Raw genomic sequence first — 21,181 nt, 5'->3', positions numbered from 1 at the left:
GTCCTGCGCTTACAGATGATCTTGCAGCCAGGTCGTCAACTTTCCGCGGCGGCCTCTGGGTTCAGGGCCTACGCTCACAGTTGCCGTCATACCTGCTGCCAGCGTGACACTATCGGGCACGTGGTCAATGTGAATACGAACAGGAATACGCTGGGCCAGACGCACCCAGGTAAAGATTGGGTTTACATCCTGCAGCCCCAGCTTATCCGGTGTGCCGTTGGTATCGTTAATACCGCGCGCAATGCTGACAACATGGCCTGTAAGGATAGGCTTATAGCCCATCAGCTTAACGCGGGCTTCATCACCCACGTGTACGCCCCACATCTTTGTTTCTTCGAAATACCCGTAAACCCAGTAGGAGTCGGAATCGATAACGGCCATACGTGCCTGCCCGGCAGAGGCGTAATCGCCCACCCGCAGGTTCAGGTTGGTGATGTAACCGTTTACCGGAGAATACAGAACCGAACGCTGCAAGTTCAGTTTGGCCACATCCAAAGCGGCACGCGCTGCATCCACAGATGCAATCTGTGTGGCCACATTGGAGTTAAAGACTTCCTGTTCTTCGGCCGACACAATGCCACCCAAGCCCATACGGCGGCGGGCATCATTGCGTTTCAGCTTCAAATCTTCCAATGCGCCATCAAGCCGGGCCTGTGCCTCACGGATAGCAAGACGGAAACGCACCGGATCAAGCACAAACAGTGGGTCACCCTTATGCACAAACTGGTTATCCACGATGGGAATCTGCACCACTGTGCCAGAAACTTCGGGGGCCACGTCCACAACGTAAACACGCACACGGCCATCGCGGGTCCAGGGTGCAATCATATACACGTTCCACAGGGTAATCCCCAGAACGATGGCCAGTGAGACGACCGCAAGGGTCAGAACAACTCGTATCAGGGTGCGCAGAAGGGGCATTGCGGAGACTCAAAAGCCTTTTCGGGTCAGACGTAGAGGATCAGCAGGCAAAGAATACTGACGTATAACGATACTTCGAACAACGCGATATGCCAGAACCAGCCCAGAAGGCCGCTCCACCACAACACGAAGCGAACAAACATTGTAATCGGCAGCGCCGCTAGGGCGTACACGACAATAGGTGCAATAAAAACACCAAATATATTGAATTCAGCTAGCATGGCACTGTTCTGGAAACTGGCATTACCGCATGCCTCTTTTATCACCACCAATGGTATCCCGGTGGTTTTGGGCGGCTTGCTCAACCCGGTCAAGAACGCCGCAGCATTCTTCCAGCTCCTTGGTGGAAACATCTTCCGTTAGGCGGGCTGTCACTTCATCCGCCACACGGCTGACAAGAGCAGCAACACTGCGCCCTTCTTCCGTAATACTTACCAGTTTGGAGCGGCGATCTTCTTCATCCGTTTCACGCACCACGTAGCCACGCTTTTCCAGCACATCCAAAAGCCGCACCAGTGAAGGGGCTTCCAAGGAGAGGGAGCGGGCCAGATCTGTCTGGCGCATGGGTGTTTTGGAGAAGTTAAGATAATAAATGGGCCGCCATGTGGCGTCTGTCAGGCCGAAGGCCCGCAGATCGGCATCAATCTCCCGCCGCCACACAGCAGCAAGACGCGCCAGCCGATACCCAAAGAAACGGCGGGGCTCATTGGCCATAACGGGATGATGATTCGGTTCCATTCCCTACCCACACTAGTGAGCGTGCAAACAATTTGCACACTCACGAAAGACAGCGCCATCATTTACAGAAAAAATCCTGCGCGCCAATGCAAATTTGGAATGGAACCTATGGTTTCGTCCAGACTGGACGATTTCAGTCCTTTTTCCGCCGCACAACGTCCCACACTTTGCGAGATCCACCGCGGCCCATGGCTGTTGCAACGGTTGCCGTTACGGCTGCCATGGTCATGGAGTCGCGCATCATGGTGATATTGCGGTCACGGGCAATGCGGGCTTCCACTTCCTGCACTGTCAGGTAAGAACGACGGCCAAACAGCACACAAACCAGAGCCACAAACACATCCAGCCCGAATACTGTAAACGCCGCACCTACCGGGCCAAAATGCCCGACAAAAACCAGAAGCACCCAAAGGAGCCCATGCCCTGTAATCAGGGCAAATAGTCCAAATACTGCCGCCATTGCCAACAATACAGCTTGCTTGCCGTATCGTATGGCCATCTGTTGCATCAGGTTAGACTGAGCATTCAGGGCGGATTTACCAAGATCAAAGATACGCATGGGCTCCGAGGCTACCTTTGTTCAGATGACGCACAAGCGTCAGCGTGACAGACGCCCAAGGATAAAGCCCACCACGCCAGAAATGGCAATGGACAACCAGGAAGACTGACCACGATTACGCTTAGCAAGATCGCTTTGTGCATGATCGGCCAGTTCGCGCGCATTGGCAACCGCCTGTTCTTTCAGCGTGCCGGCTTTATCCCCTGCACGGCCCAGCGCAGGCACCAGATGCTGGGTCACAAGGCGTTCAAGATGCGCTTTTACGGCTTCCAATTCGTCCCGCGCCGTGTCGGCTGCGGCTTCACCTGCTGCTTTTACTTCTTTGATTTTATCTGAAGACATGAAAGAAACCTCCGTTTACCTGCCTGAAATATAGTGCACTTTACTTCTAACCCACGGAAAGGGACATAGTTGCATGCATACCACGCATGGCTCATCCACAGCACTGGCGGTTCACAATCTAGCGTTCTTTCACAACGCAGAACCCCTCACGCTTTCTCTACCGGCGGGAAGTTGCACAGCCATACTGGGAATCGGGCAAGACAATGAAGATCTGACCTGTTTGGCAGAAACATTGGCTGGCAGACGCCCCTGTACGGTTGAGCAGATAGAAATTAACGGCACACCATATAACTTAGGCACATCTGGCCATAAAAAACTGGCAACAATAGGCCCGCATGCGCCCTTGTTTCCGCACATTTCCGTTCTGGACAATATTCTCCTGCCCCTTCGCGCCAAAGGCACGCTCCATAAGTCTGAAATCACACATCGCGGGGCTGAAATACTGGCCCTAACTGGCTTGGAAGCCCTGCGCACCCAACCGGCCCGCATACTCAATGCAGAACAGATATTTCGGACGCAGCTCGCGCGCGCCCTGATCATGCAGCCCGACGTTGTGGTTCTGAACCAGCCTTTCGAAAACATGGACCAGCCCACCATCCGGCGTGCGATCACATTTTTGGATCGGTTACGCCATGCCATAGGATTGAGCATTCTGCTGCTTTCACGCCAGAAGCAGGACTGTATGATAGCGGCAGACCAGATTGGCGTTATGCAAAATGGCACCCTGTTGCAGATAGGAGATGTTGCCACCCTACTAAACCGCCCCGCTTGCCTAAGCGTGGCGGCACAGTTTGGAGATGCCAATGTTATCAGCGGCAAGGTATTACTTATAGAGGATGACATTGCCGAATTGCGCCTACCATCGGGCGAGACAGTGGAAGCCGTGGCCGATTACAATCTAGAAGAAAATGATCTGGCCAGCATTTGCATTCTGCCTGACCGACTTTCCGTTCTGTTTCCTCGCTCTGGTGGCATGGAGATAGAAGATAAAACAGATATTGCCTGCACTCTTGTTTCCGCCCATCACATTGGCCACGCCATTGCCATGCGGTTTCGCACCTTGGATGGCACGGAAATTATAGCTCACCGCCCCTTGGTCCATTTGCCGCGTGAACTCCGCCCCGGCAACAAGGCCATATTGGCTTGGCAACCACAGAACGCTATCGCCTTTCCGATGGATGCAAAATAAGGCTAAACTCATCTGCCTTCATCTGGCTGCACTATATGCGCGAGGTCACCCTGTTTTCTTTTTCTTTCCTGCACGGTCGCTCCAGCGGGACACCGTCACCCCACCCTCAGAAACAAGCGCCTTCTGCCGGGACCATTTCCCGACGGAAAGCCCTGCTGGCTGGGTTGGGCGGCGGCGTAATCTCTCTTGCCCCTCAAATGGTTCAGGCGCGTCCGGCGCGTAAACACACGATGGCGCATACAGACGCCTTACGGGTTCTGACATTCTCGGGCAGGATTTGTGACATACAGAAAAAAATTCTTTTTGCCGGATACACACGTCAGACACATCACCGCATCATCACCTCTGGATGGGACGGATCTCTAACCGCTCTCCAGCAACAGGAAAAAAACAGCCCCAAGCATTGGGCTGCGGTCATGATGGAAAATAGCAGTCTGGCGATAGGAGGCAGCGCAGGCCTGCTTGCCCCTTTGCCTGAAGATGCAGCACAACCCAATTATTCCACCAGCATTGATTACGCCATTGCGTGGGATAGCTCACGTTTTGACACGCCCCCCAACTGGGCTGACTTTTGGGACGTTGCCCGCCATCCGGGACGGCGCAGCCTACGGCGAGACCCACGCACCACGCTAGAAATTGCCCTACTGGCTGATGGCGTACCATCCGAAATGGTTTACCGCACACTCAACACCCAAGATGGGTTAATGCGCGCCTTCCGAAAACTGGATCAGCTACGGCCTTATATTGTGTGGTGGTCCACCCCGGAAGAAGCCGGACAGATTTTAAAAAGCGGTGGCGCCCTTATGGGGCTTGCGCCTACCGGGGAAATGCTGAACACAGCCGATGGAGATACCAAGCGTTTTGGTATCTGTTGGCAACAACGCTTACAGGTGCGTTACGGCTGGGGAGTGCCACATAGTTCTGCCACCACCGCTACCGCACTCAGTTTTGTATCATGGCTTGACCAGGCACAGCAGCAGCAAGCATTTTCCAACGCATGGCCATCTCTACCATCCATGAGAGATATGGCCGTGGATAATAACTTACGCCACTTGGCTGCGCCCCTTGTTGTTGATGATATCTTCTGGATAAATCATTTAAACATCATTGCAGAACACTTTGAACAATGGGCGCTCCGCAAGTGATTCCTTCTCTGATGCAAATCCCATTGCCTTATTCTTTTTTATGGGGGTTTATCAGCATAAGCATGACAAGCATATTTCTTGTGTTTGTTCTGCTCATGCTGGCATTTGCCATACATGCTGGGCGCATTTTTTATATTTCATTCTTTATGTTATTTATTCCAGCATCGGTTCTTAGTATTTTTTTGCCTGTTGTCATCAACGCACCTTATACCCCTTTTTTACAGGGCGCCTTAAGCTTACCTTTGCTTGCACTATGGCCACTTGCCAAACTTGAAACCCTACCAGAAGCATGGGGACCTACAGCACATGAACTGGGGGCCAACCGAAGCACATGCCTACAGCTCATCATCTGGCCCCTTCTTAGGAAACCTTTAATCGTAAGCTTCTTCCTCTCCCTCTTTTTTGGCATTGCACAATGACGGCACCTTTTTGGGAAACAACCCCACTTACAGAAATGACCACAGAGCAATGGGAAAGTCTGTGCGATGGATGCGGACGCTGCTGCTTGCACAAACTGCGTGATGATGACACGGAAGAACTGCATTACACATCTGTTGCGTGCCGTCTTTTAGATGTTAAAACATGCCAATGCACAGATTACGCGCAACGTCATCGCAAAGTGCAAGACTGCATTACTCTAACACCAAAGATGATTCCTGAACTTGATTGGTTGCCGCCTGATTGTGCATATCGCCGTCTTTCGGAAGGGCGCGGTTTGCCACAGTGGCACCCATTGCTGACGCATACTGCCCAATCTGTTATCACCGCAGGTGAATCTGCTGCAGGACGCTGTATAAGTGAAAGACGCGCAGGGGCACTGGAAGATTACATTGTCCGTTGGCCCGGCCTTCCTGCTGAGGAATCTCTCTAAAAAACCTTTGCCCAGAAAGATGTTTTCTTGAATTGCAAAGAACACTCATCTTGGCCAGAGCATGTTATGCTGCAAGGATATGGTTCTGCAAAAATAATTTGGCGCGTTTCAACAAAAGCCAAACGCTGCATCTTACGAATTTCTGCAAAAGAACAGGCTATTCTTGTTACTTTGCCTAAAGGATTCCCTTACACTCAGGCCTTGGCTTTTGTGCATAAACAAGCGCAATGGATTACAATGCGCCTTGAAAAATTAGTGCAAACGCCACGTTTTGCTATTGGCTCCCATATTCCTATTCAAGACAAATACTACACAATTTGCCACGCCCCTGATCGCAAAGGTGGTGCGTGGCTAGAAAATGATTGTCTTTTTGTAAGCGGAGATCCGTCTTTTCTTGCGCGACGTGTGGAAGACTTTCTTAAGCAACATGCAACCAAAATTCTTACTCAAGAAATGCACTGCCTGGCCCAAGCTGTTGGATTACGCCCTACACGGTTAGATATTCGTGACACATCAAGCCGTTGGGGAAGTTGTTCATCTTCTGGACGTATAATGTTGTCGTGGCGTTTAATAATGGCACCATTTTTTGTACGCCATTATTTGATTGCTCATGAATTAAGCCATCTGCAACACATGAACCATAGTACCCAGTTCTGGAAAGTGGTTGACGCATTCACCCCTCACAGACAGCAAGCAGAAAATTGGCTACAACACTTTGGGCCGATTTTACACGCTGCTCGATAAAACATACTGTTGCAGTTCTCTCCGACCATGCTAAAACGCTTTCAATCACCAGAGGTGCACCATTGCATCTGCGCGAACTTGGCGGAATGGTAGACGCAGGAGACTTAAAATCTCCAGCCTGTAAAAGGCGTGCGGGTTCGAGTCCCGCAGTTCGCACCACTAACCTGTTGAAATATAACAGTAAAATGAGAATTTGACGGGTCTGCGGGATTTTCCCGTTTGTCTTCCCAGAACGGGAAACGCAGATGCTCCGCCTCATTGGCTCTCATTACCACTTCCGTCGCGCAGTCCCTCAGGCCGTGCAAGCCTGCCTCGGCAGAACCGAAATCTCCCTTTCCTTACAGACTCAGAGTAAGCTCATCGCCCGAGAGCGGGCGGCGGCCCTCTATGCGTCCACCGGCGCACTGTTTGAAAGAGCAAGGATGATGGACGAAAAACCTGACACTGATCTGATGAAAGACCTGCTGGCTGTTCAGGCCCAGACAATCAGGGACCAGGAAGAGACACTTGCCCTTGCTGAAGAGTGTCACGCCCTTGACCGCAAAATCCGCGACGCCACCCATAACATGGCGCTGCTGGAACGGGTTGAAAGCGAAAATGCCTTCCTTGATGAAAGCTCGAACAAGATACGCGAGATCGTTCAGCACTTTGAAAGCATGCGTCAGCAGCTCACCACCGGCATTGCTCTAAGCCAACAGGAAAAGAAAATGCTCAAGGCGGAAGCTGACCGTCTGTCCGGCATGATCGTTGACATCCAGAGTCGTCAGCCTGTCCATAGTATCCAGCTGGTGCCACAGAAACCTGCCCCGCCCGTACAAGAAGAGCGAAAGCCTGCCCCAAAAACGTCCTCCCCTCTTCTCTCGACCATGGCTGAACGATTCATCTATTCCGACAAGGCAAAGAGCGCCGACACTATAAAAGCCACTAAGAAGACTATTGACCTGTTCATTGAAGCTTTTGGCGATATGCCCGTGCGACAGATTACGGGCAACGTGGCGGGAGAGTTTTTTGACTTACTTTCTTCTCTGCCAGCCACGCATGGGAAGGGTAAAACAGTTCTCCCGTTACGTGTTGTCATTGCACAGGCGCAGGAACGGGGTCTGGAAACAGTTGGCGGAAAAACTGTCAAAAACCATTTCTCTCGACTGTCTGCACTGTGGGGGCATCTGGTCAAACGGGATTTCGCCGACAAGAACCCATGGTCTGGCTGGGACTTCAATGTCACCAAGAAGATTGTTCGCAGGGGATGGACGGATGGCGAGCTTACACAACTCGCGCATGCGGACTGGTCAGGAACGGCTGTCTCTCACCGAACATGGGCTGGCATCATTACTATCGGCATGTTTACAGGCATGCGCTTGGGTGAAATCTGTAACCTCAGGCGACAGGATATTGAAGTCATTGACGGTGCGCCTTGCTTCCATGTGCGCCCTCACCCCGAAGATGGCTGGTCACCAAAGACCACAGCGGGCACCCGTATCATTCCTATTCATTCCAGTCTGCTCGGAATAGAAAGGCTGAAACTGCTTCAGGACAATGGTGAAAAATACCTCTTTCCTGATCTGACTGTTTCAGCATCAGGTGAACGTGGTGATAACTTTGCTCGCTCTTTCTCAAAGCATAAAAAAAGGCTCGGTCTGCCAGAAGCTGTGACATTCCATTCTTTCCGCCATACCGTCAGCACAAAACTTAGAAATCAGGAAGCGCACATTAGAGAGTTATGGATTGATACTGTCCTCGGCCATGAAGCAACCCACAAGAGTCAAGGAACAATGAACTACACAAGCGGGATTGAAGTTGCCAATCTCAAGCAGGTCATTGAAGCACTTACCTATCCACCCGAGTGCATCATGCCTTTCTGAAAGCCTTATGGTGACAGTCTTGTTTGCATAAAAACAAAAACAGGAAATCGGGCATCTCAATAGGTTATCTTTAAGAGGAGCCAGCAGTGCTGAATGGCTACCCATTCAGCATCTGGCAAAGGGGAATACTTCCCCCGTTGACCCCCTTTAAGGAGAACCTTGTTATGCCGATTGTCCGCACTTCTCATCTCTCTGTGAGAGCCAGCCCCGCTGAACTGGACCGCTGGAATAGCGTTGCCCACCACCTTGGCCACGCCACCACCGCCCATTGGATCAGGGCACTTCTGGCCACTTCTGAACTTGCTGGTGACAATGGCCAGCAGGTCGGCTCAGAACTTTACAGTCTGCGTCATGCCCTCTCACGCATTGGCAACAATCTGAATCAGTTGGCTCATTCCGCCCATTGTGGTGACACCGTTTACTGCGAAACGATGTTGAGCGAACTGGAAAACAGACTGCAACAGATTGACCTGCTTCTGGCTCGCTCAGGGCGGCAGTCAACCGGACGCAGGTGCGCCCGGCCTGCCAGGACACTTCATTGAAAGCTGTCCGGGTCATGAGCCATGATTATTCAGGAAAGCAGGATTAAAACCAGAAGCGGTGCCAAGGCGATTGTCCGGCATGTTCTTCATGGCCCCAAGAATGAGGCGATCAGAATCATGGCTGGGTCAGACTGGTTGGTTCATGATGCTATGCGAGAAGCCAGACGCGAAAAACTCACCTATGGTCTGCGCCATATCGCCTTTAATCCTGCCGAACCGATGACAGATGACCAACTGGCAGAATTTGCCGGAAGAATCTGTCACGAGTTCCATGCAGACCCTGAGCATATGACGCTGATCATCCATCAAAAGGATGGCAGCACTCATGGTCACCTCCTCATGCCTGAATGGCAGCAGGACCATATTTTAGACAGTCGTTTTAGCTGGATACGGCTGGAGAAGCTGGCAAGGCTGGAAGAAATCAGGCTGGGTCATGCACTTGTCGCGGGAGGTCATGACCGCTCGATTGCCAAAGCTCTTCGTAAAGAAGGCAAACATCGGGAAGCAGACCTGATCAATGCCCTTATGCCAGAGCAACCAGCAGACAAGCCACGTGCTGCCTATACCTCGCAGGCCCACCGCACAGCGGAAAGACAGGGACTTAACCTGCCAAAACTCAAACAGCTTGTTGCCTCTCTCTGGACCCAGTCTGACGGATTAAAGTCTTTCCGTGCAGCACTGACGGAACACAGCTTGACCATACGCAAAGGAGACCGGGCAGATAAACGGCCAGGAGCGCACATCATTGAAGATCAGGACGGAAAACTGATCGGCAGCTTTACCCGTCTCACAAAAGTCAGAATGACGGAATTCAGAAAGCTTCTTGCAGAAGAACAGCACCCCACAGTCAGCAAGCCAGAGGCGGATATTAAGAATACCCGTTTACCCATCCGCCGGACAACCGCTGATTTTTATGAGGAATATCCTATCCCCAAAACTACGGTCGCTCAGACTGCCCCCAGAAAACGACCCGTTATAAAACGGCCCCAAATGCGCAAATGGCAAAGAGAACTCTGGCTCCAACGTATGGCTGATGTTGATACGACAGCAACAGAACCACTCAGCCCCACATCTTCTATCCGGATCATCAGTGCAGGGGAGGCCCGTTTTCGGAAAGAGATCAAGAAAGCTATTGCGCAACAACAGGCTATTCTCGACCAGAGTGCGCCAGAAGCGGACTGGGCACCGCTGAAGAGGGAAGAAATGCTCGCGAAATGGCGAAAAGCGCTCACACCCTACCAGAAGCAACTGCGGAGCAGCTTTGCGCGTTACCATTGTGCCAAAAAAGAGTGGAAACAAGCTGACGAAAGCCGCTGGCAACGCATGACCGGAGGAGCCGGGAAACTCGAGAAAGTCTGCCAGCAACTTTTGCTCGAATTCCTCGAAGTCCTGCGGTTTGTTATACAGGCGTTGCTGCATATCGTGGGGTTGCGCTCAACACCACTAGAACCTGTCAGACCTGTTTTAACAGAACGAGACAGACCGGCCCTTGAGAGCTTTCGTAAAAAGTATGATGCTGAATTCACCGCCATAGCTGATCTGGATAAACTCGAACCATGGCTATCTTCCCGTTTTGAAAGGCTGGTGCAGGCGAGAACAGACCGCATCAGACAATGGGACATGGCCCATCAACCTGAAAAAGAAAGAGCAAGACAGGAAATAGTACGCCTGCGCTCAAAACTGATTATACCAAAAGGAGTAGTGCAAAATATGACTGCAACCACGACCCAACCAACCATGAGACATTAACGCACAGCTTGTTTTCTACAGTCACACACGCGAACGAAGCTGCTAAGGCTAACGCAAACTGGAGATGGGGAACAGTTGGTAAGTAACAGTGGTTGCCTAGTTCAGGGATCACGCAGAGGATTCAAAAAATCATTGTGATCTTTTTGATATTTAAAATATCAATAGGTTACAATTTTTATATCGGTGAAAAAAAGGGTTTTTAGAACCCTACTGCATATTTATTATATATATCCTTTGCATTATTATGAATATTTATATTTTTCATCACTCAATATAAAATCGCAATGACCCACATATAGATCTACATTTTTCAATATTTCTGCCATATATGACAAAGAAAACTCTGCTATTTCTCTAATCTGTAAAGCTGTATAATCTCTTCCAACATCAGAAAAACTTTTTTCTCCGTGAGCAAGATTTTGCCGTTGTATTTTAATCGTCAGAAGCTCTTTTCCATGATGTGTCTCTCTATAGTCTGTATTACTTTCAAAACCATATTTTTCTGCTATTTGTTTTATTTTTCTTGCGTCAACATTTCCATTAAATGTCTTCTTAACATCAAAGCCTGCATCTATTATATCTAAAGAAATATTTTGGAATGCAGAAAATTTTTCTTTACCACAGTGATTTTTAAAATCATCAAGAGACTTAATTTTTATTCCTTCAACTAAATGATCAAAGAGAACATTATTAGTCTTTATTTTATCATAAATAGACAAAAGACACTCTCGAGCTGAAGCTTCAATTATGTTGTATAACATCAAGAATGCACAAGCTCTATATATCTTTAAATCTTCTAAAAGCCTAGTCCCGGAGGTTAACGGTAATTCCTTTTCAAAAACAACTAACCTCGTAATATATCTCCTGACTTCTCGCTTTCTTTTAGAAAAATCACTCGAAACTCCTAGCATGATTTCAACACTTTTTCTTTTACGTAATTAATTCTTTTAATTAAACGAGGCCTAGAATTTGCCCCGTCAGAAGTCACAAGCTTATCAAACTCTTCTCCATACGCCCATGTATCAATTTTTTCTGGAATTACAATTAAATCAGGTTTTTCACGTAAAGCTAAAGTTACTCCCACTGCAATCGCTTCAAATCTTACTCTTGGTGTAGTTCTTTTTTGGGGGTCTTTCCTAAAACCACAAGAAAAATTATTACTTACAAAACTAAGCATTTTGTTCCACTCAGCTTCTAGACGGGGACCATCTATACTTTCAATAAAATCAGACTTGCTTCTCACATATTGATCCACAAAATCAATAACACTTTTTTGAAATAATTCGTAATTATCTGAATATGCAAAATATCTACATAGCAACTCATCATAATCACGACGCTTAATTGAAGCAGCCGATAGTGGGGCTAAAAGTCTTAGATGTTCTGAACTTGCCAATCTGCGTATGAATTTTAGAAACTCACCTTTCAAAACTCCATAGCGCGTTTCCATTGGATTTAAAGGTTCTCCGCCAGAATTGATACGATCAAACATATCTCTTCTGGTTTCCTCATCAGCTTTTTCTGTTAACTCGATTAATCTAATAGTTGTTCTGCCAAATCTTCTTCTTCTAGACGGAAGTAAATCAGAAAAATAAGTCCCATTGAGAAATGTCAGTTTTTCTAAATTAGATAATTTCAACTCATTAGTAAAATATGCGCTTAAAGTTCTTATTCTTTGCGTTCCATCTACTATCTCTAAACGTCCTGCAATATCTTCATCATCACTACTTATGTCTGCCACAAAAAGATAAGGTATAGGCAATCCAATAATTACAGATTCTATGAATCTTGATTGCTGCTCTTCACTCCATACAAAATCTCTTTGGTAATCTGGAACAAAAATATCGTTTTTACCATCTTCTGCCCCAACTAAATATTTTGGAACCAGAACTTCTATTGGGTATTCTCTAATAATATAGTCAATATCCCTCATGTGTCTCTTTATTTGCTCTTCTCCTTTTATAGAAAAATCGTCTTTTTTTTCAAAATTATTTTCCATGCTCATATGTCCTTCTCAATTATCTCACGTAAATGTTCAATGAAAGTTTCGCCTATAATTTTTCCCAAATTTACAGGAACGGCATTTCCGATCAATCTTCCTACGGTCTTTTTGCTCACTTTTGAGTTGGGCGGAACAAAAGAATATTTAGGAGGAAAGCTTTGTAGAATGGCCCCCTCTCGTAGTGAGATGGCCCTGTCTTGTTCTGGATGCCCAAACCTTCCATTTCCAAACCCATAATATTGAGTCGTGATCGTGGGAGACGGTGCATCCCACACCATCCTTCCGTACACACTTGGATACGTCTGACCCGTAGTCTTTTTATGACAATCGGTAACTAGCGCTTTATCCCAGCTCCGCCAGCTTCCCCCAGGTTTTGAGGCCTGAATGCGCAGCATGTTTACCTTAGACAAACTCGGAGCTTGGTGCAATGGATCGTGAGAATGGACTTCTCCTGCATGCAATAGTGGGCAATTTTTTATTGCATCTCTGACGGTAAGAGAAAAAGGCATGGGCGTCGTAGGCTTCATTAAACTAATAGGACCCAACTTCGATGCCAAAAGCACAAGTCTGTTTCTTTTTTGCGGGATACCATAATCTGCACAATTTACAATAGAGAATGAAACAAAGAAATTTTTAGACTCTAAATTACTTACAAATTCCTTAAAAACATCTTGCTTTGCAAGTCTTGGAACGTTCTCCATGGTAACAAAATGAGGTTTTATTGTATCTATTAACCTTGAAAAATGTTCAATTAAATACCATCTTTTATCTATTAATATATTATTCTTCTGCCGGTACGTAGAAAAAGGCTGACAAGGCGCACATCCTGCTAAAAGCAAAAAATTACTATTATTTATATACGGAATAACATCTTTTTTTTCTAAATTTTCAATCGATTTCAAGAGAAATACTGATTTATTATTATGCTCGTATGGATACGCACATGCTGGATCAATGTCGACTCCCAAGCGAACGTCAACCCCGGCCAGTTCCAAACCGTGAGTTAGCCCTCCAGCCCCACAAAACATATCTACTGCATCAATAGATGTGTGGCTTTTTTTTATACTTTCATTAGAGACTGGAAAAGTCACTTCAGTTTAACTCTTCTTACAAACTAGTTCAAAAACATATCGGCCATTCTGAATTCAAGATATTTTTCAGAATTATTGTGAGCGAGAAGCATAGCATCAATGCATGAATCGATTCCCTTCATCAAGATCACGCTGGCATAAACCTTCCTTCCATTAACGACAAAAGTATCACTCTTCCCAGATTGTTATCCCAATGATAGAAAATAACCGTTAAATTAAGAAGACAGCACGTCATTTTTTTTGCTGCTTCAACGGGTTAGATAGATGTCACTGCGGGTTGACGCGGGTTCGAGTCCCGCAGTTCGCACCACCATAACTCATTGTTTTTGTTCATTATTCTGGATTTCCAGAAACACAGACCCCGCAAACTCTTACACAAGGTCTTACACAGGCTTTGGCGGGGGACGATGAACAGGGCAGAAACATGCTCCAATGCCGGGCAACAGGTTTCTATTTCAGAACGCGGGTTCCGTCACGATTCCGTGATGTCGTAAAAAAGAATGAAATCTGCTTTTCGCTGTTCACCAGATCAAGGAAAATCGCACTGATCCGTGCTGGAACAGCATACGAACAGACACAGGCACTTTTTGCAAAGATCGAACACGCGATGGCTCATGAACCGTGGATTATATCGGATGAGGAAAAGCAGGACTATGCTGACCTTCTCAGACGCTCCATCCTTCCCCCGAAAACCAGCGGAGCTCAGGAAACAAGAGAGAGAGCCTGACAGAGTGCGTACGGTCATATCTTGAAAATGATGATGCCAAAAATTTCCTTGAGGCCATAATCCGGTCATATCAGCTCGAAATTGAGTCGCTGATCTCCCAATACAAAACCATCAACGCTGAACATCTCCTGTCCCATGTCAAAGAGACAGACCGCATGACCGCGCTCACCGGATATCTCAAGGATACAGCCGAACCCGCAATGGAAAAGCTGATCCGTTCAGGTGAAATCCTTGCTTCCAGAATTCAGGGTCATCAGGAAACCATCAAAGTCTTCGAAAATCAGTCCGCACTGTTACGGGAAACATTGTCTCCTGTCTTCCAACAACTGGAAGTAAAACCCTCTCCCCTGTTCTCAGAAGCAGTCTCTACTTTCATGGCGTCAAAAGACATCAAAACCAAGCCAAACAGCGAACTGGCTATGATGACTAACGTCTATCGCAGATGGATCGAAATCAATGGCAATGAACCTATCCGCACCTACTCCAGCAGGCATGCCGATAAATACATCGAGATGATGAGCAAGGTTCCCGGCAACTACGGCAAGGGCAAAACCAAGGAACTCACGGTTGATGAACTTATTAAATATGCGAAGCGGAACCGGATCAAAGCTCTTCTGACAACCAAGACCATCAAGAACCACTTCTCCAAGCTGTCCATCTTGTGGACCTTCTTATGAGAAAAAGGAACTAGTTGATCGGGGTTCCAATGTCTTCAGGGACTGGTCGTTCGGACGGAAACAGAAAGGCGATGACTATGTAAAATGGCCGGATGACGACCTGAGAAAACTGGTCGAAAACCCATGGCCACCAGACAGAATCTCCAAGCGGACATTCGGCATGATTGTTGGAATTGGATCGTATACAGGGATAAGGCTGGAGGAAATATGCCGGTTGCGAAAGCTGGACGTTATCAACATCAAAGGTGTCTGGTGTTTCAATATCTGTGAGCATCTGCCACGACACAACAGACCAGCGGAGGCGTGGAACCCCAAGACTGAGGCCGGTGAAAGGGTTGTTCCCATCCACCACAAACTGATTGAAGCCGGGATTCTGGAATGGGCCAAGAGTGCCAATTATTATCTATTTAACGAACTGACGTTCAGCGGAAGGGATAAAAACGGAGTGTGGGTTTTGGAAGGAAATTTTCAACCTTCAAGAACCGGCTTGGCATCAAATCGGCTACCGTCGTCTTTCACAGTTTCCGCCACAATGTTTCCACCCAGCTCAGAAGCACACCCGGAGGAAACACAGGCATCAGAGAACTCTGGATTGATGACTTTCTTGGCCATGAATACGGACATCAGTCAGGGCACCAGTCGGAAGGTGTAAAGCGATATCTGGATGGTATCGATCTTGAAAATATCGTTCAGGTGGCTGAGTCCATGCAGTATCCGGATTTCTGGGATATCAGGACCCTTATGGGAGACGCATAAAACTCATTTCCATAGGGCTTTGAGTGGCATCTCATCCCAAACAACACGTAATATCAATAATTACAGAATTTATCCTGTAAGACGGCTATAGGCTTGATGAGAAAACTTTTTAATTTTTAATAATTTTTTCTCATATCAGTTGCCGGCATCTTATCTATGGAAGAAGCAGGAAGGGGCATCCTGGACCTACCCCTCCCTTTTCTCTTCTTCCTTTTCATGCGAAAACATAAAAAATTTCTGGATTCTGAATATCAATAAATTGGAAACATTTATAATAAATCTTTGGTCTAGGAAAACTTATACCCCTACACCCCAACCTACGAACCTATATATTATTTGCGATGGACTTGCGACACATGGAAACAGAATAAGAACCTATAGCAAATCATGGTGAAAAAATTTTAGTCACCCAACATTTAACAGAAGTTTTAATTCAGAGCTTTTAACGTCACTATCAACAGAAGCTCTCTGGGATTTCTTTTGTCGTCTTTTCCATGTCCTGCGACATATTCCAAGTTTTCCCCATGGTTTTGTTTTTGACAGTGCCTCCCCTTCATAGTGTTCTCTTCTGACAGACCCTGCATTCCTGCGCTTTTTGGCTTGATAAACCTTGTCAGTCTGTTTCCGCCTTTCTTTCTTAATGCTCCTGGAAACCAGACAATCCAGATGCTTCATTTCATCTTCGGTGATCGCCAGTTTTTCAATGATCCGATCAATGCTGTAGGCATAACGCCATGAACAGAAACCCGGTTTTACATCAGACACATCACACGCAGTCATCAGTTTATTCAGGCTCGTGATATTATCGCTTTCAAAATGCTGAGTCAGATAATCAGAGGGAATAATATCTTCCATCTGGGCTTTCACATAGGGCAACAGCTCATTGGGATTATTCTGGAAATGTGCTGACGCCATGGAAACAGCGATATGACAGAACATATCCCTGTAGCCTTCCATGACACTTCCACCCCATCTCAGCTTTGCCAGTTCCTTCAGATCACCAATGATACGCCTTGATTGCTTATAGGGTGAGTTTTTAGAGGCTTTAACAGGAAACTGGACGATATTCCCATTATCAGGATTGTCAGCCTTCAGAGATGCCTTCTGGCTCCATTTCAGGGCATTGTCCCTGTAGGTCTTCTCTCCCTGCTTTCTTGCCTTTGCACGAATAGCGTCAATCTCTTTTGCCTGCTGATATCGTTGAGCCCCTGCATATGGTGCAATACTCAGAACACGCTGTTTGAAGTCTTCCGAGCTATAACGATTATCTGCGTTAAACCACACTGACCTGCATGAATGCCCCAAAGGAGAATATTTATAATTGATTGATCCTGGAATCCTCAAAACAGTCTGAGCAGAACACGGTGTGATATCTGCCATCAAATAATCCAGCCTGTTTCGGATGTTCCTATGAATATCCTCAATCACATCAATATAAGAGCGAGGTGGATTTTTCTGCCCAACTTTCCTGCGTCGTCTTCTGATAAACACAGTATCTGTGAATTGCCATAACAGGTAGGCACCCCCACCAGACAACACAATTTCAGTGGGTTCTGGTATTTCGTTATTCACGCAATGAGAAATAAGCCATTCAGCTTTGCCTACATCGTCCAGAGATTGCCATTCCTGAAAGAGCTCTGGACGATAGTGCTCATTATCAACCCATCTATCGAGAATACCCTTTACCTTGTCTCCCTTGATAAGCTTACGTTTTTCACCAATCTTATTGATGTCCAAATCAAGCCATGCGTGGGATATGGCGGAAATATCCTCTTTCCTCTGGGTCTTCCTAATCTTCGGAAAGAATGCCTGAGAACGATAAAGTGCATCAAATTTATTGCTGTCTATCAATTCCCTGATTCCCTGCATTCCCTCTTCTGTCGCAGGAAAATATCTTCTGAAAATGGAAAGCAATGGAAGCCTTCTGTTCACGCGACATACCATCAGTCATCGCAAAATGATCTGCCTTGATGTCAGAAACTCCACTTCCTGACGGAATGCCTTTGGCAGTAAGCTTTGGGATAAAACTTTTAGTAACTTTTGGCACAGACGGCATTGGAGTGCTCTCCGGTATAGCCTGAGGCGCAGGAGCGAGAACTCCCTCACCAGTCATCTCAGAAGCTTTTACGGGGGGTGTGACCTTCAGGCAGTGCAAAGGTCGTATCCTTTCCCTGTTGCAAGGCTTCATACAGGTTGGCAAATTCCCCTTTCTTCATTTCAAACAGACGGTTGGCAGAACCAAAAAACTTATTATTTTCGTTATTCACGATAATGTATGTATTGGCTTTTTCTCCTTTCTGGATACTCACGCCCAGAGAACTTAACCCCTCAACCATTTCTGAAAATGATTCTGAGGTTATACGTAGGTCTCTGATGGCCTGTCTCAGCTTTCCGAGGTTAACCCCCTGACGCAAGGCTGATTGATGCTGGATAGCTGTAAAAGCAGATTGCACTGGTTCATACAGGTCTAGTGTATGAGCCTCTATATGATCCGCCATGGCAGTCTTACCTTCATCTCGGAGCTGGCGGATGACTGCAACCTGATGGCGTCCCTTTACGATGTCATGACCAAACAGGAATTCAGACGTACGTGAAATCTTTTCCTGCCTGACTCTCATGTAACTGCTGTCCAGGCATTTACCAGCACTATTCCGCCATAATGCATAGAGATGATAGTGCTCATCCGCATCAGGTTCACCTGCCTTGGCCTTCCTATGCCTAACTATTGTGCAGGTATCCGGGTCAAAGCCAAATTCCATAGCCAACATACTGACACTTTGTAACATCTGCTCATGCGTAATGTTTCGCTTGGGATTGATCTTGAAATGGCACACCGCATATTTGTCGTGGTTATCTCTGGCTTCATCAAAAGTCTGCATAACATCAAACTCTGATCCCTGAATCACGTCTATGGACTCATTTCCAGAGCCACGAAACACATGATCACAGGTCTCCCCACACCCACGAGAGGCAATAAGAGGCTCTGAGCTGATAATCATCTTCGAATATCCATGATAATACGCTTCATGGTCTTGATGATGTCACGGCATTCAGAAACTGCTCGTGATGCGTCCTCATGTCCACCAGCATTCAGATGATGGGCTATCTGGTTCAGGTTATTCCCACATCGTGCGACCTGATTGGTGGCTTCATTCAACTCTGCCAGAAGATGTTTTTTTTCGTCATTCACAAAATATCTGGAAGACATCAAAGAGCGGAAATAACTGGCGAGATTATGAAACCCGGCCACACGTCCAGTTTGCTTCCATGCCTCCAGCTCTTCACGGTTCGCACGAATGGAGAGACGGGTTTCCATTCGTCTCATATTTGGCCTTCCTGCTTTGCCTTTATTTATTTCGTTATTTTTCATTATATAAAATTCCTGCACTCAAATTGGGTCAACGGGGTGAAACCCCTTGCCAGTCTGGGCAGAGTAAACCGTGAAACGGGTCAACGTAGTCCACGCCTGGCAATACTATTATAATACAGGTTTCATATTATAACGGATTTCAGGAATTTGTATTATTCAATAACGTAACACACCGGGGTTATACCGATATGAATTTAATATATTATTATCGGCATCCTTCTTATTCTCTACCAGCTCAATTCCGGAGATATTCTTTTTGGCCCGTGATTTCAACTTATTCAGATAACGCCTGTTACGTTCTACCTGTGTCATGGGTTTCTCAAATATGGGTTTACGTCCCATTAAACTCTTCCATTCTCGCTAATCCAGCGGGAAAGAAATTCCATAGGGTCTTCATTCGTAATAATCAGGTTAGGAGAAGCTTTGGGACGATCAGAAAAAATATATCCATATTCTGGATTTGGAAGTTTTCTTAATGAATCATCATAACCGACGATAATGCCAGATAACTTTTTCATACGTATCTGGAGGCTCTTGGCTTTTGATATTTTTTCTGAGTCAGCCTCCGTTCTTGGACAGAATTCTATATATTTTTGTCCTGTGGATGTTGATCGAACCTGATAACGTCCACGCTCCATCAAATCCTTAACCAGAATAGAACAATCATCATCAAGCTTGTTCAATTCATATAAAACATTACGTAAATGCGCCTGCACTTCTGCCGGAAATACTGTCCAGCCAACAATATGTGTCAGACAGTTCAGAGTGGCTTTGGTTGGTTGATCTTTTTTTTCATAAATTGCCTTGTCCCGAAGTGATCGAAGAATCTCAACTGCTTCTGGAAGAGGGCATATTTCGCTAATTTCTTTAATATAATTATCAGACTTTGACAGATCAAAATCAGGAGCTTTAATCCGGTCAATCATTGACTGAATGCGTATAACATTTTCCTTTTTCATAAATTCCAAATATTCCCGGTCTCTTGTGCCGGTAAAAATTCTCATACTATATTTTTTGTAATATTACAATATTTTTGTTTAGTTTTTTGTAATTATTTTTTGATCACCTGTAAATACGATATGTAGTGCCTCAGATGGATTCCATCATACAATATCCGGTATTTGCTTCTGAGTTATATAAATTTTCCATGTTTTCACTACAAAATTGACCATATGTAGTCCCTGAGTGTTGATACGCACTACACGAAATCATACAAAAAATATGAAATCATGTTTTGTATTTTATAATTCTCTTTAAGAAAATTTATAGGATAAAAACATGCAAGGCATTCAAATACAAAAAGATTCAAAACAGGACAAAGAAGCCTTAGACAAAACTTCTCATACTCCATGGAGTATAAGAGGTATTTCCCAAGATGTCAGGGCTGGTGCATCAAGCCGTGCAAAAAAATCTGGAATAACCATTGGTGAGTGGTTGGAACTGGCTATCCGTGAAAAGATTAAAAATGACAGGAACAGCGAGAAATCCATTGTTGCCATGAAAACTGGAAAACAATCTATGGATATGCATTCCGTGAATAACTTTATTGATCTTATCACCAAGATAAAGAATGCGGAGATAAGCATTCCTGACAGACTATCAGTTCAAATAAGTGCGATGCTTAACAAAATGGCTGGAGATATCAGGAAAGGCACGATTACAGCATCTTCTCATGATGAATCCCTACCTTCTGATTAAAATCACAGGATAAAATTTTTATCCTGTGACTTTATAAAAATATCTCTATCGCATTACTCTTGCCCGTGTATTTTTCCGCTTGCATCACGATTGAAACGAACAGTGGCGGTTTGGGGCTGGTTTTCAGCCATGATGTTTATTTTACAATCCCAGACTTTCTGAAACCCTTCAACAGCCTTACAGTCGTAGCTTTGTATA

The 21,181-nt window shown here is 46.2% G+C and carries 25 protein-coding genes and 1 tRNA gene; 13 read left to right on the top strand and 13 right to left on the bottom strand.

Annotated features, from left to right (window positions below; translation table 11 throughout):
• Window positions 1-9 precede the first annotated feature (9 nt).
• The 5 genes from ACP7IZ_RS04775 to ACP7IZ_RS04755 all read right to left on the bottom strand — a co-directional run bounded on the left by ACP7IZ_RS04775 (window position 10) and on the right by ACP7IZ_RS04755 (window position 2,560).
• Window positions 10-921 (bottom strand): biotin/lipoyl-binding protein, encoded by a 912-nt coding sequence (locus ACP7IZ_RS04775; RefSeq protein ID WP_003625609.1) that lies wholly within the window; start codon window positions 919-921, stop codon window positions 10-12.
• A 26-nt stretch (window positions 922-947) separates the two neighbouring features.
• Window positions 948-1,142, bottom strand: a complete 195-nt coding sequence (locus ACP7IZ_RS04770; RefSeq protein WP_019088863.1) for a DUF1656 domain-containing protein — start codon at window positions 1,140-1,142, stop codon at window positions 948-950.
• 22 nt (window positions 1,143-1,164) lie between these two features.
• Complete coding sequence (locus ACP7IZ_RS04765) at window positions 1,165-1,659, bottom strand: MarR family winged helix-turn-helix transcriptional regulator (protein WP_426848067.1); 495 nt, start codon at window positions 1,657-1,659, stop codon at window positions 1,165-1,167.
• 133 nt (window positions 1,660-1,792) lie between these two features.
• Window positions 1,793-2,218, bottom strand: coding sequence for a phage holin family protein (locus tag ACP7IZ_RS04760; protein WP_006116764.1), 426 nt, complete (start codon window positions 2,216-2,218; stop codon window positions 1,793-1,795).
• A gap of 39 nt (window positions 2,219-2,257) precedes the next feature.
• Complete coding sequence (locus ACP7IZ_RS04755) at window positions 2,258-2,560, bottom strand: hypothetical protein (protein WP_003625602.1); 303 nt, start codon at window positions 2,558-2,560, stop codon at window positions 2,258-2,260.
• 73 nt (window positions 2,561-2,633) lie between these two features.
• Between ACP7IZ_RS04755 and ACP7IZ_RS04750 the strand changes: the two genes are divergently transcribed.
• From ACP7IZ_RS04750 to ACP7IZ_RS04710, 9 genes are all read left to right on the top strand, one after another.
• Window positions 2,634-3,749: an ATP-binding cassette domain-containing protein gene (locus ACP7IZ_RS04750; protein ID WP_426848066.1), complete on the top strand. Its 1,116-nt coding sequence runs from the start codon at window positions 2,634-2,636 to the stop codon at window positions 3,747-3,749.
• Entirely contained in the window at window positions 3,704-4,894 is a 1,191-nt protein-coding gene (locus ACP7IZ_RS04745; RefSeq protein ID WP_426848065.1) for an extracellular solute-binding protein, read from the top strand. The genes ACP7IZ_RS04750 and ACP7IZ_RS04745 overlap by 46 nt, the downstream gene beginning before the upstream one ends.
• Window positions 4,876-5,313: a spermidine/putrescine ABC transporter permease gene (locus ACP7IZ_RS04740; protein WP_426848064.1), complete on the top strand. Its 438-nt coding sequence runs from the start codon at window positions 4,876-4,878 to the stop codon at window positions 5,311-5,313. The genes ACP7IZ_RS04745 and ACP7IZ_RS04740 overlap by 19 nt, the downstream gene beginning before the upstream one ends.
• On the top strand, window positions 5,310-5,765 hold the full coding sequence (locus ACP7IZ_RS04735; RefSeq protein ID WP_426848063.1) for a YcgN family cysteine cluster protein: 456 nt from the start codon (window positions 5,310-5,312) through the stop codon (window positions 5,763-5,765). Before ACP7IZ_RS04740 ends, ACP7IZ_RS04735 begins: the two co-directional genes overlap by 4 nt.
• Before the next feature lie 66 nt (window positions 5,766-5,831).
• Entirely contained in the window at window positions 5,832-6,509 is a 678-nt protein-coding gene (locus ACP7IZ_RS04730) for a M48 family metallopeptidase (RefSeq protein ID WP_426848238.1), read from the top strand.
• Window positions 6,510-6,581: 72 nt separating this feature from the next.
• Window positions 6,582-6,668: transfer RNA gene (locus ACP7IZ_RS04725), tRNA-Leu, on the top strand.
• Between the two features lie 86 nt (window positions 6,669-6,754).
• A complete protein-coding gene (locus ACP7IZ_RS04720; RefSeq protein ID WP_426848062.1) occupies window positions 6,755-8,371 on the top strand; it encodes a DUF6538 domain-containing protein in 1,617 nt (538 codons plus the stop codon).
• Between the two features lie 164 nt (window positions 8,372-8,535).
• Window positions 8,536-8,913, top strand: coding sequence for a plasmid mobilization relaxosome protein MobC (mobC, locus tag ACP7IZ_RS04715; protein WP_426848061.1), 378 nt, complete (start codon window positions 8,536-8,538; stop codon window positions 8,911-8,913).
• A 21-nt stretch (window positions 8,914-8,934) separates the two neighbouring features.
• Window positions 8,935-10,662: a hypothetical protein gene (locus ACP7IZ_RS04710; protein ID WP_426848060.1), complete on the top strand. Its 1,728-nt coding sequence runs from the start codon at window positions 8,935-8,937 to the stop codon at window positions 10,660-10,662.
• A gap of 242 nt (window positions 10,663-10,904) precedes the next feature.
• Here the strand turns inward: ACP7IZ_RS04710 and ACP7IZ_RS04705 are convergent, their stop codons facing one another.
• Genes ACP7IZ_RS04705 through ACP7IZ_RS04695 form a run of 3 tightly spaced genes read right to left on the bottom strand, consistent with a single transcriptional unit; the run spans window position 10,905 to window position 13,755 of the window.
• Entirely contained in the window at window positions 10,905-11,573 is a 669-nt protein-coding gene (locus ACP7IZ_RS04705) for an MAE_28990/MAE_18760 family HEPN-like nuclease (RefSeq protein ID WP_426848059.1), read from the bottom strand.
• Entirely contained in the window at window positions 11,567-12,661 is a 1,095-nt protein-coding gene (locus tag ACP7IZ_RS04700; RefSeq protein WP_426848058.1) for a DUF262 domain-containing protein, read from the bottom strand. Before ACP7IZ_RS04700 ends, ACP7IZ_RS04705 begins: the two co-directional genes overlap by 7 nt.
• A 2-nt stretch (window positions 12,662-12,663) precedes the next feature.
• The gene (locus ACP7IZ_RS04695; protein ID WP_426848057.1) at window positions 12,664-13,755 is read right to left on the bottom strand and encodes a DNA cytosine methyltransferase; all 1,092 of its coding nucleotides are present in this window, start codon (window positions 13,753-13,755) and stop codon (window positions 12,664-12,666) included.
• A 424-nt stretch (window positions 13,756-14,179) separates the two neighbouring features.
• Between ACP7IZ_RS04695 and ACP7IZ_RS04690 the strand changes: the two genes are divergently transcribed.
• From ACP7IZ_RS04690 to ACP7IZ_RS04680, 3 genes are all read left to right on the top strand, one after another.
• Entirely contained in the window at window positions 14,180-14,482 is a 303-nt protein-coding gene (locus ACP7IZ_RS04690; protein ID WP_426848237.1) for a DUF6538 domain-containing protein, read from the top strand.
• A 155-nt stretch (window positions 14,483-14,637) separates the two neighbouring features.
• A complete protein-coding gene (locus ACP7IZ_RS04685; protein ID WP_426848056.1) occupies window positions 14,638-15,159 on the top strand; it encodes a hypothetical protein in 522 nt (173 codons plus the stop codon).
• Window positions 15,160-15,319: 160 nt separating this feature from the next.
• Complete coding sequence (locus ACP7IZ_RS04680) at window positions 15,320-15,811, top strand: hypothetical protein (RefSeq protein ID WP_426848055.1); 492 nt, start codon at window positions 15,320-15,322, stop codon at window positions 15,809-15,811.
• Window positions 15,812-16,320: 509 nt separating this feature from the next.
• Here the strand turns inward: ACP7IZ_RS04680 and ACP7IZ_RS04675 are convergent.
• The 5 genes from ACP7IZ_RS04675 to ACP7IZ_RS04655 all read right to left on the bottom strand — a co-directional run bounded on the left by ACP7IZ_RS04675 (window position 16,321) and on the right by ACP7IZ_RS04655 (window position 20,244).
• A complete protein-coding gene (locus tag ACP7IZ_RS04675; RefSeq protein ID WP_426848054.1) occupies window positions 16,321-17,766 on the bottom strand; it encodes a hypothetical protein in 1,446 nt (481 codons plus the stop codon).
• Window positions 17,750-17,971, bottom strand: a complete 222-nt coding sequence (locus ACP7IZ_RS04670) for a hypothetical protein (protein WP_426848053.1) — start codon at window positions 17,969-17,971, stop codon at window positions 17,750-17,752. Before ACP7IZ_RS04670 ends, ACP7IZ_RS04675 begins: the two co-directional genes overlap by 17 nt.
• A 58-nt stretch (window positions 17,972-18,029) precedes the next feature.
• The gene (locus ACP7IZ_RS04665) at window positions 18,030-18,914 is read right to left on the bottom strand and encodes a hypothetical protein (RefSeq protein WP_426848052.1); all 885 of its coding nucleotides are present in this window, start codon (window positions 18,912-18,914) and stop codon (window positions 18,030-18,032) included.
• Complete coding sequence (gene mobC, locus ACP7IZ_RS04660; protein WP_426848051.1) at window positions 18,911-19,285, bottom strand: plasmid mobilization relaxosome protein MobC; 375 nt, start codon at window positions 19,283-19,285, stop codon at window positions 18,911-18,913. Before mobC (ACP7IZ_RS04660) ends, ACP7IZ_RS04665 begins: the two co-directional genes overlap by 4 nt.
• 341 nt (window positions 19,286-19,626) lie before the next feature.
• Window positions 19,627-20,244: a hypothetical protein gene (locus ACP7IZ_RS04655; RefSeq protein WP_426848049.1), complete on the bottom strand. Its 618-nt coding sequence runs from the start codon at window positions 20,242-20,244 to the stop codon at window positions 19,627-19,629.
• Window positions 20,245-20,563: 319 nt separating this feature from the next.
• On the opposite strand from ACP7IZ_RS04655, the gene ACP7IZ_RS04650 reads away from it, so the two are divergent.
• The gene (locus ACP7IZ_RS04650) at window positions 20,564-20,983 is read left to right on the top strand and encodes a hypothetical protein (RefSeq protein ID WP_426848047.1); all 420 of its coding nucleotides are present in this window, start codon (window positions 20,564-20,566) and stop codon (window positions 20,981-20,983) included.
• The last annotated feature ends 198 nt before the right edge of the window (window positions 20,984-21,181 follow it).

This window comes from Acetobacter sp. AAB5, assembly GCF_050106715.1.
In the GTDB taxonomy this organism is placed as follows: domain Bacteria; phylum Pseudomonadota; class Alphaproteobacteria; order Acetobacterales; family Acetobacteraceae; genus Acetobacter; species Acetobacter oryzifermentans.
The sequence above is the reverse complement of the archived record's forward strand: the minus strand, read 5'-3'. Positions and strand labels throughout refer to the sequence as shown.

What these genes read in the sequence shown, in the direction of transcription:
- ACP7IZ_RS04755 (WP_003625602.1), bottom strand. Translation starts at nt 2,560, where the DNA reads ATGTCTTCAGATAAAATCAAAGAAGTAAAAGCAGCAGGTGAAGCCGCA.
- ACP7IZ_RS04740 (WP_426848064.1), top strand. Translation starts at nt 4,876, where the DNA reads ATGGGCGCTCCGCAAGTGATTCCTTCTCTGATGCAAATCCCATTGCCT.
- mobC (WP_426848061.1), top strand. Translation starts at nt 8,536, where the DNA reads ATGCCGATTGTCCGCACTTCTCATCTCTCTGTGAGAGCCAGCCCCGCT.
- ACP7IZ_RS04720 (WP_426848062.1), top strand. Translation starts at nt 6,755, where the DNA reads ATGCTCCGCCTCATTGGCTCTCATTACCACTTCCGTCGCGCAGTCCCT.
- ACP7IZ_RS04750 (WP_426848066.1), top strand. Translation starts at nt 2,634, where the DNA reads ATGCATACCACGCATGGCTCATCCACAGCACTGGCGGTTCACAATCTA.
- ACP7IZ_RS04690 (WP_426848237.1), top strand. Translation starts at nt 14,180, where the DNA reads ATGCTCCAATGCCGGGCAACAGGTTTCTATTTCAGAACGCGGGTTCCG.
- ACP7IZ_RS04735 (WP_426848063.1), top strand. Translation starts at nt 5,310, where the DNA reads ATGACGGCACCTTTTTGGGAAACAACCCCACTTACAGAAATGACCACA.
- ACP7IZ_RS04775 (WP_003625609.1), bottom strand. Translation starts at nt 921, where the DNA reads ATGCCCCTTCTGCGCACCCTGATACGAGTTGTTCTGACCCTTGCGGTC.
- ACP7IZ_RS04665 (WP_426848052.1), bottom strand. Translation starts at nt 18,914, where the DNA reads ATGATTATCAGCTCAGAGCCTCTTATTGCCTCTCGTGGGTGTGGGGAG.
- ACP7IZ_RS04700 (WP_426848058.1), bottom strand. Translation starts at nt 12,661, where the DNA reads ATGGAAAATAATTTTGAAAAAAAAGACGATTTTTCTATAAAAGGAGAA.
- ACP7IZ_RS04770 (WP_019088863.1), bottom strand. Translation starts at nt 1,142, where the DNA reads ATGCTAGCTGAATTCAATATATTTGGTGTTTTTATTGCACCTATTGTC.
- mobC (WP_426848051.1), bottom strand. Translation starts at nt 19,285, where the DNA reads ATGAAAAATAACGAAATAAATAAAGGCAAAGCAGGAAGGCCAAATATG.
- ACP7IZ_RS04650 (WP_426848047.1), top strand. Translation starts at nt 20,564, where the DNA reads ATGCAAGGCATTCAAATACAAAAAGATTCAAAACAGGACAAAGAAGCC.
- ACP7IZ_RS04680 (WP_426848055.1), top strand. Translation starts at nt 15,320, where the DNA reads ATGATTGTTGGAATTGGATCGTATACAGGGATAAGGCTGGAGGAAATA.
- ACP7IZ_RS04765 (WP_426848067.1), bottom strand. Translation starts at nt 1,659, where the DNA reads ATGGAACCGAATCATCATCCCGTTATGGCCAATGAGCCCCGCCGTTTC.
- ACP7IZ_RS04685 (WP_426848056.1), top strand. Translation starts at nt 14,638, where the DNA reads ATGACCGCGCTCACCGGATATCTCAAGGATACAGCCGAACCCGCAATG.
- ACP7IZ_RS04730 (WP_426848238.1), top strand. Translation starts at nt 5,832, where the DNA reads ATGCTGCAAGGATATGGTTCTGCAAAAATAATTTGGCGCGTTTCAACA.
- ACP7IZ_RS04670 (WP_426848053.1), bottom strand. Translation starts at nt 17,971, where the DNA reads ATGCCGTCTGTGCCAAAAGTTACTAAAAGTTTTATCCCAAAGCTTACT.
- ACP7IZ_RS04760 (WP_006116764.1), bottom strand. Translation starts at nt 2,218, where the DNA reads ATGCGTATCTTTGATCTTGGTAAATCCGCCCTGAATGCTCAGTCTAAC.
- ACP7IZ_RS04655 (WP_426848049.1), bottom strand. Translation starts at nt 20,244, where the DNA reads ATGAAAAAGGAAAATGTTATACGCATTCAGTCAATGATTGACCGGATT.
- ACP7IZ_RS04710 (WP_426848060.1), top strand. Translation starts at nt 8,935, where the DNA reads ATGATTATTCAGGAAAGCAGGATTAAAACCAGAAGCGGTGCCAAGGCG.
- ACP7IZ_RS04705 (WP_426848059.1), bottom strand. Translation starts at nt 11,573, where the DNA reads ATGCTAGGAGTTTCGAGTGATTTTTCTAAAAGAAAGCGAGAAGTCAGG.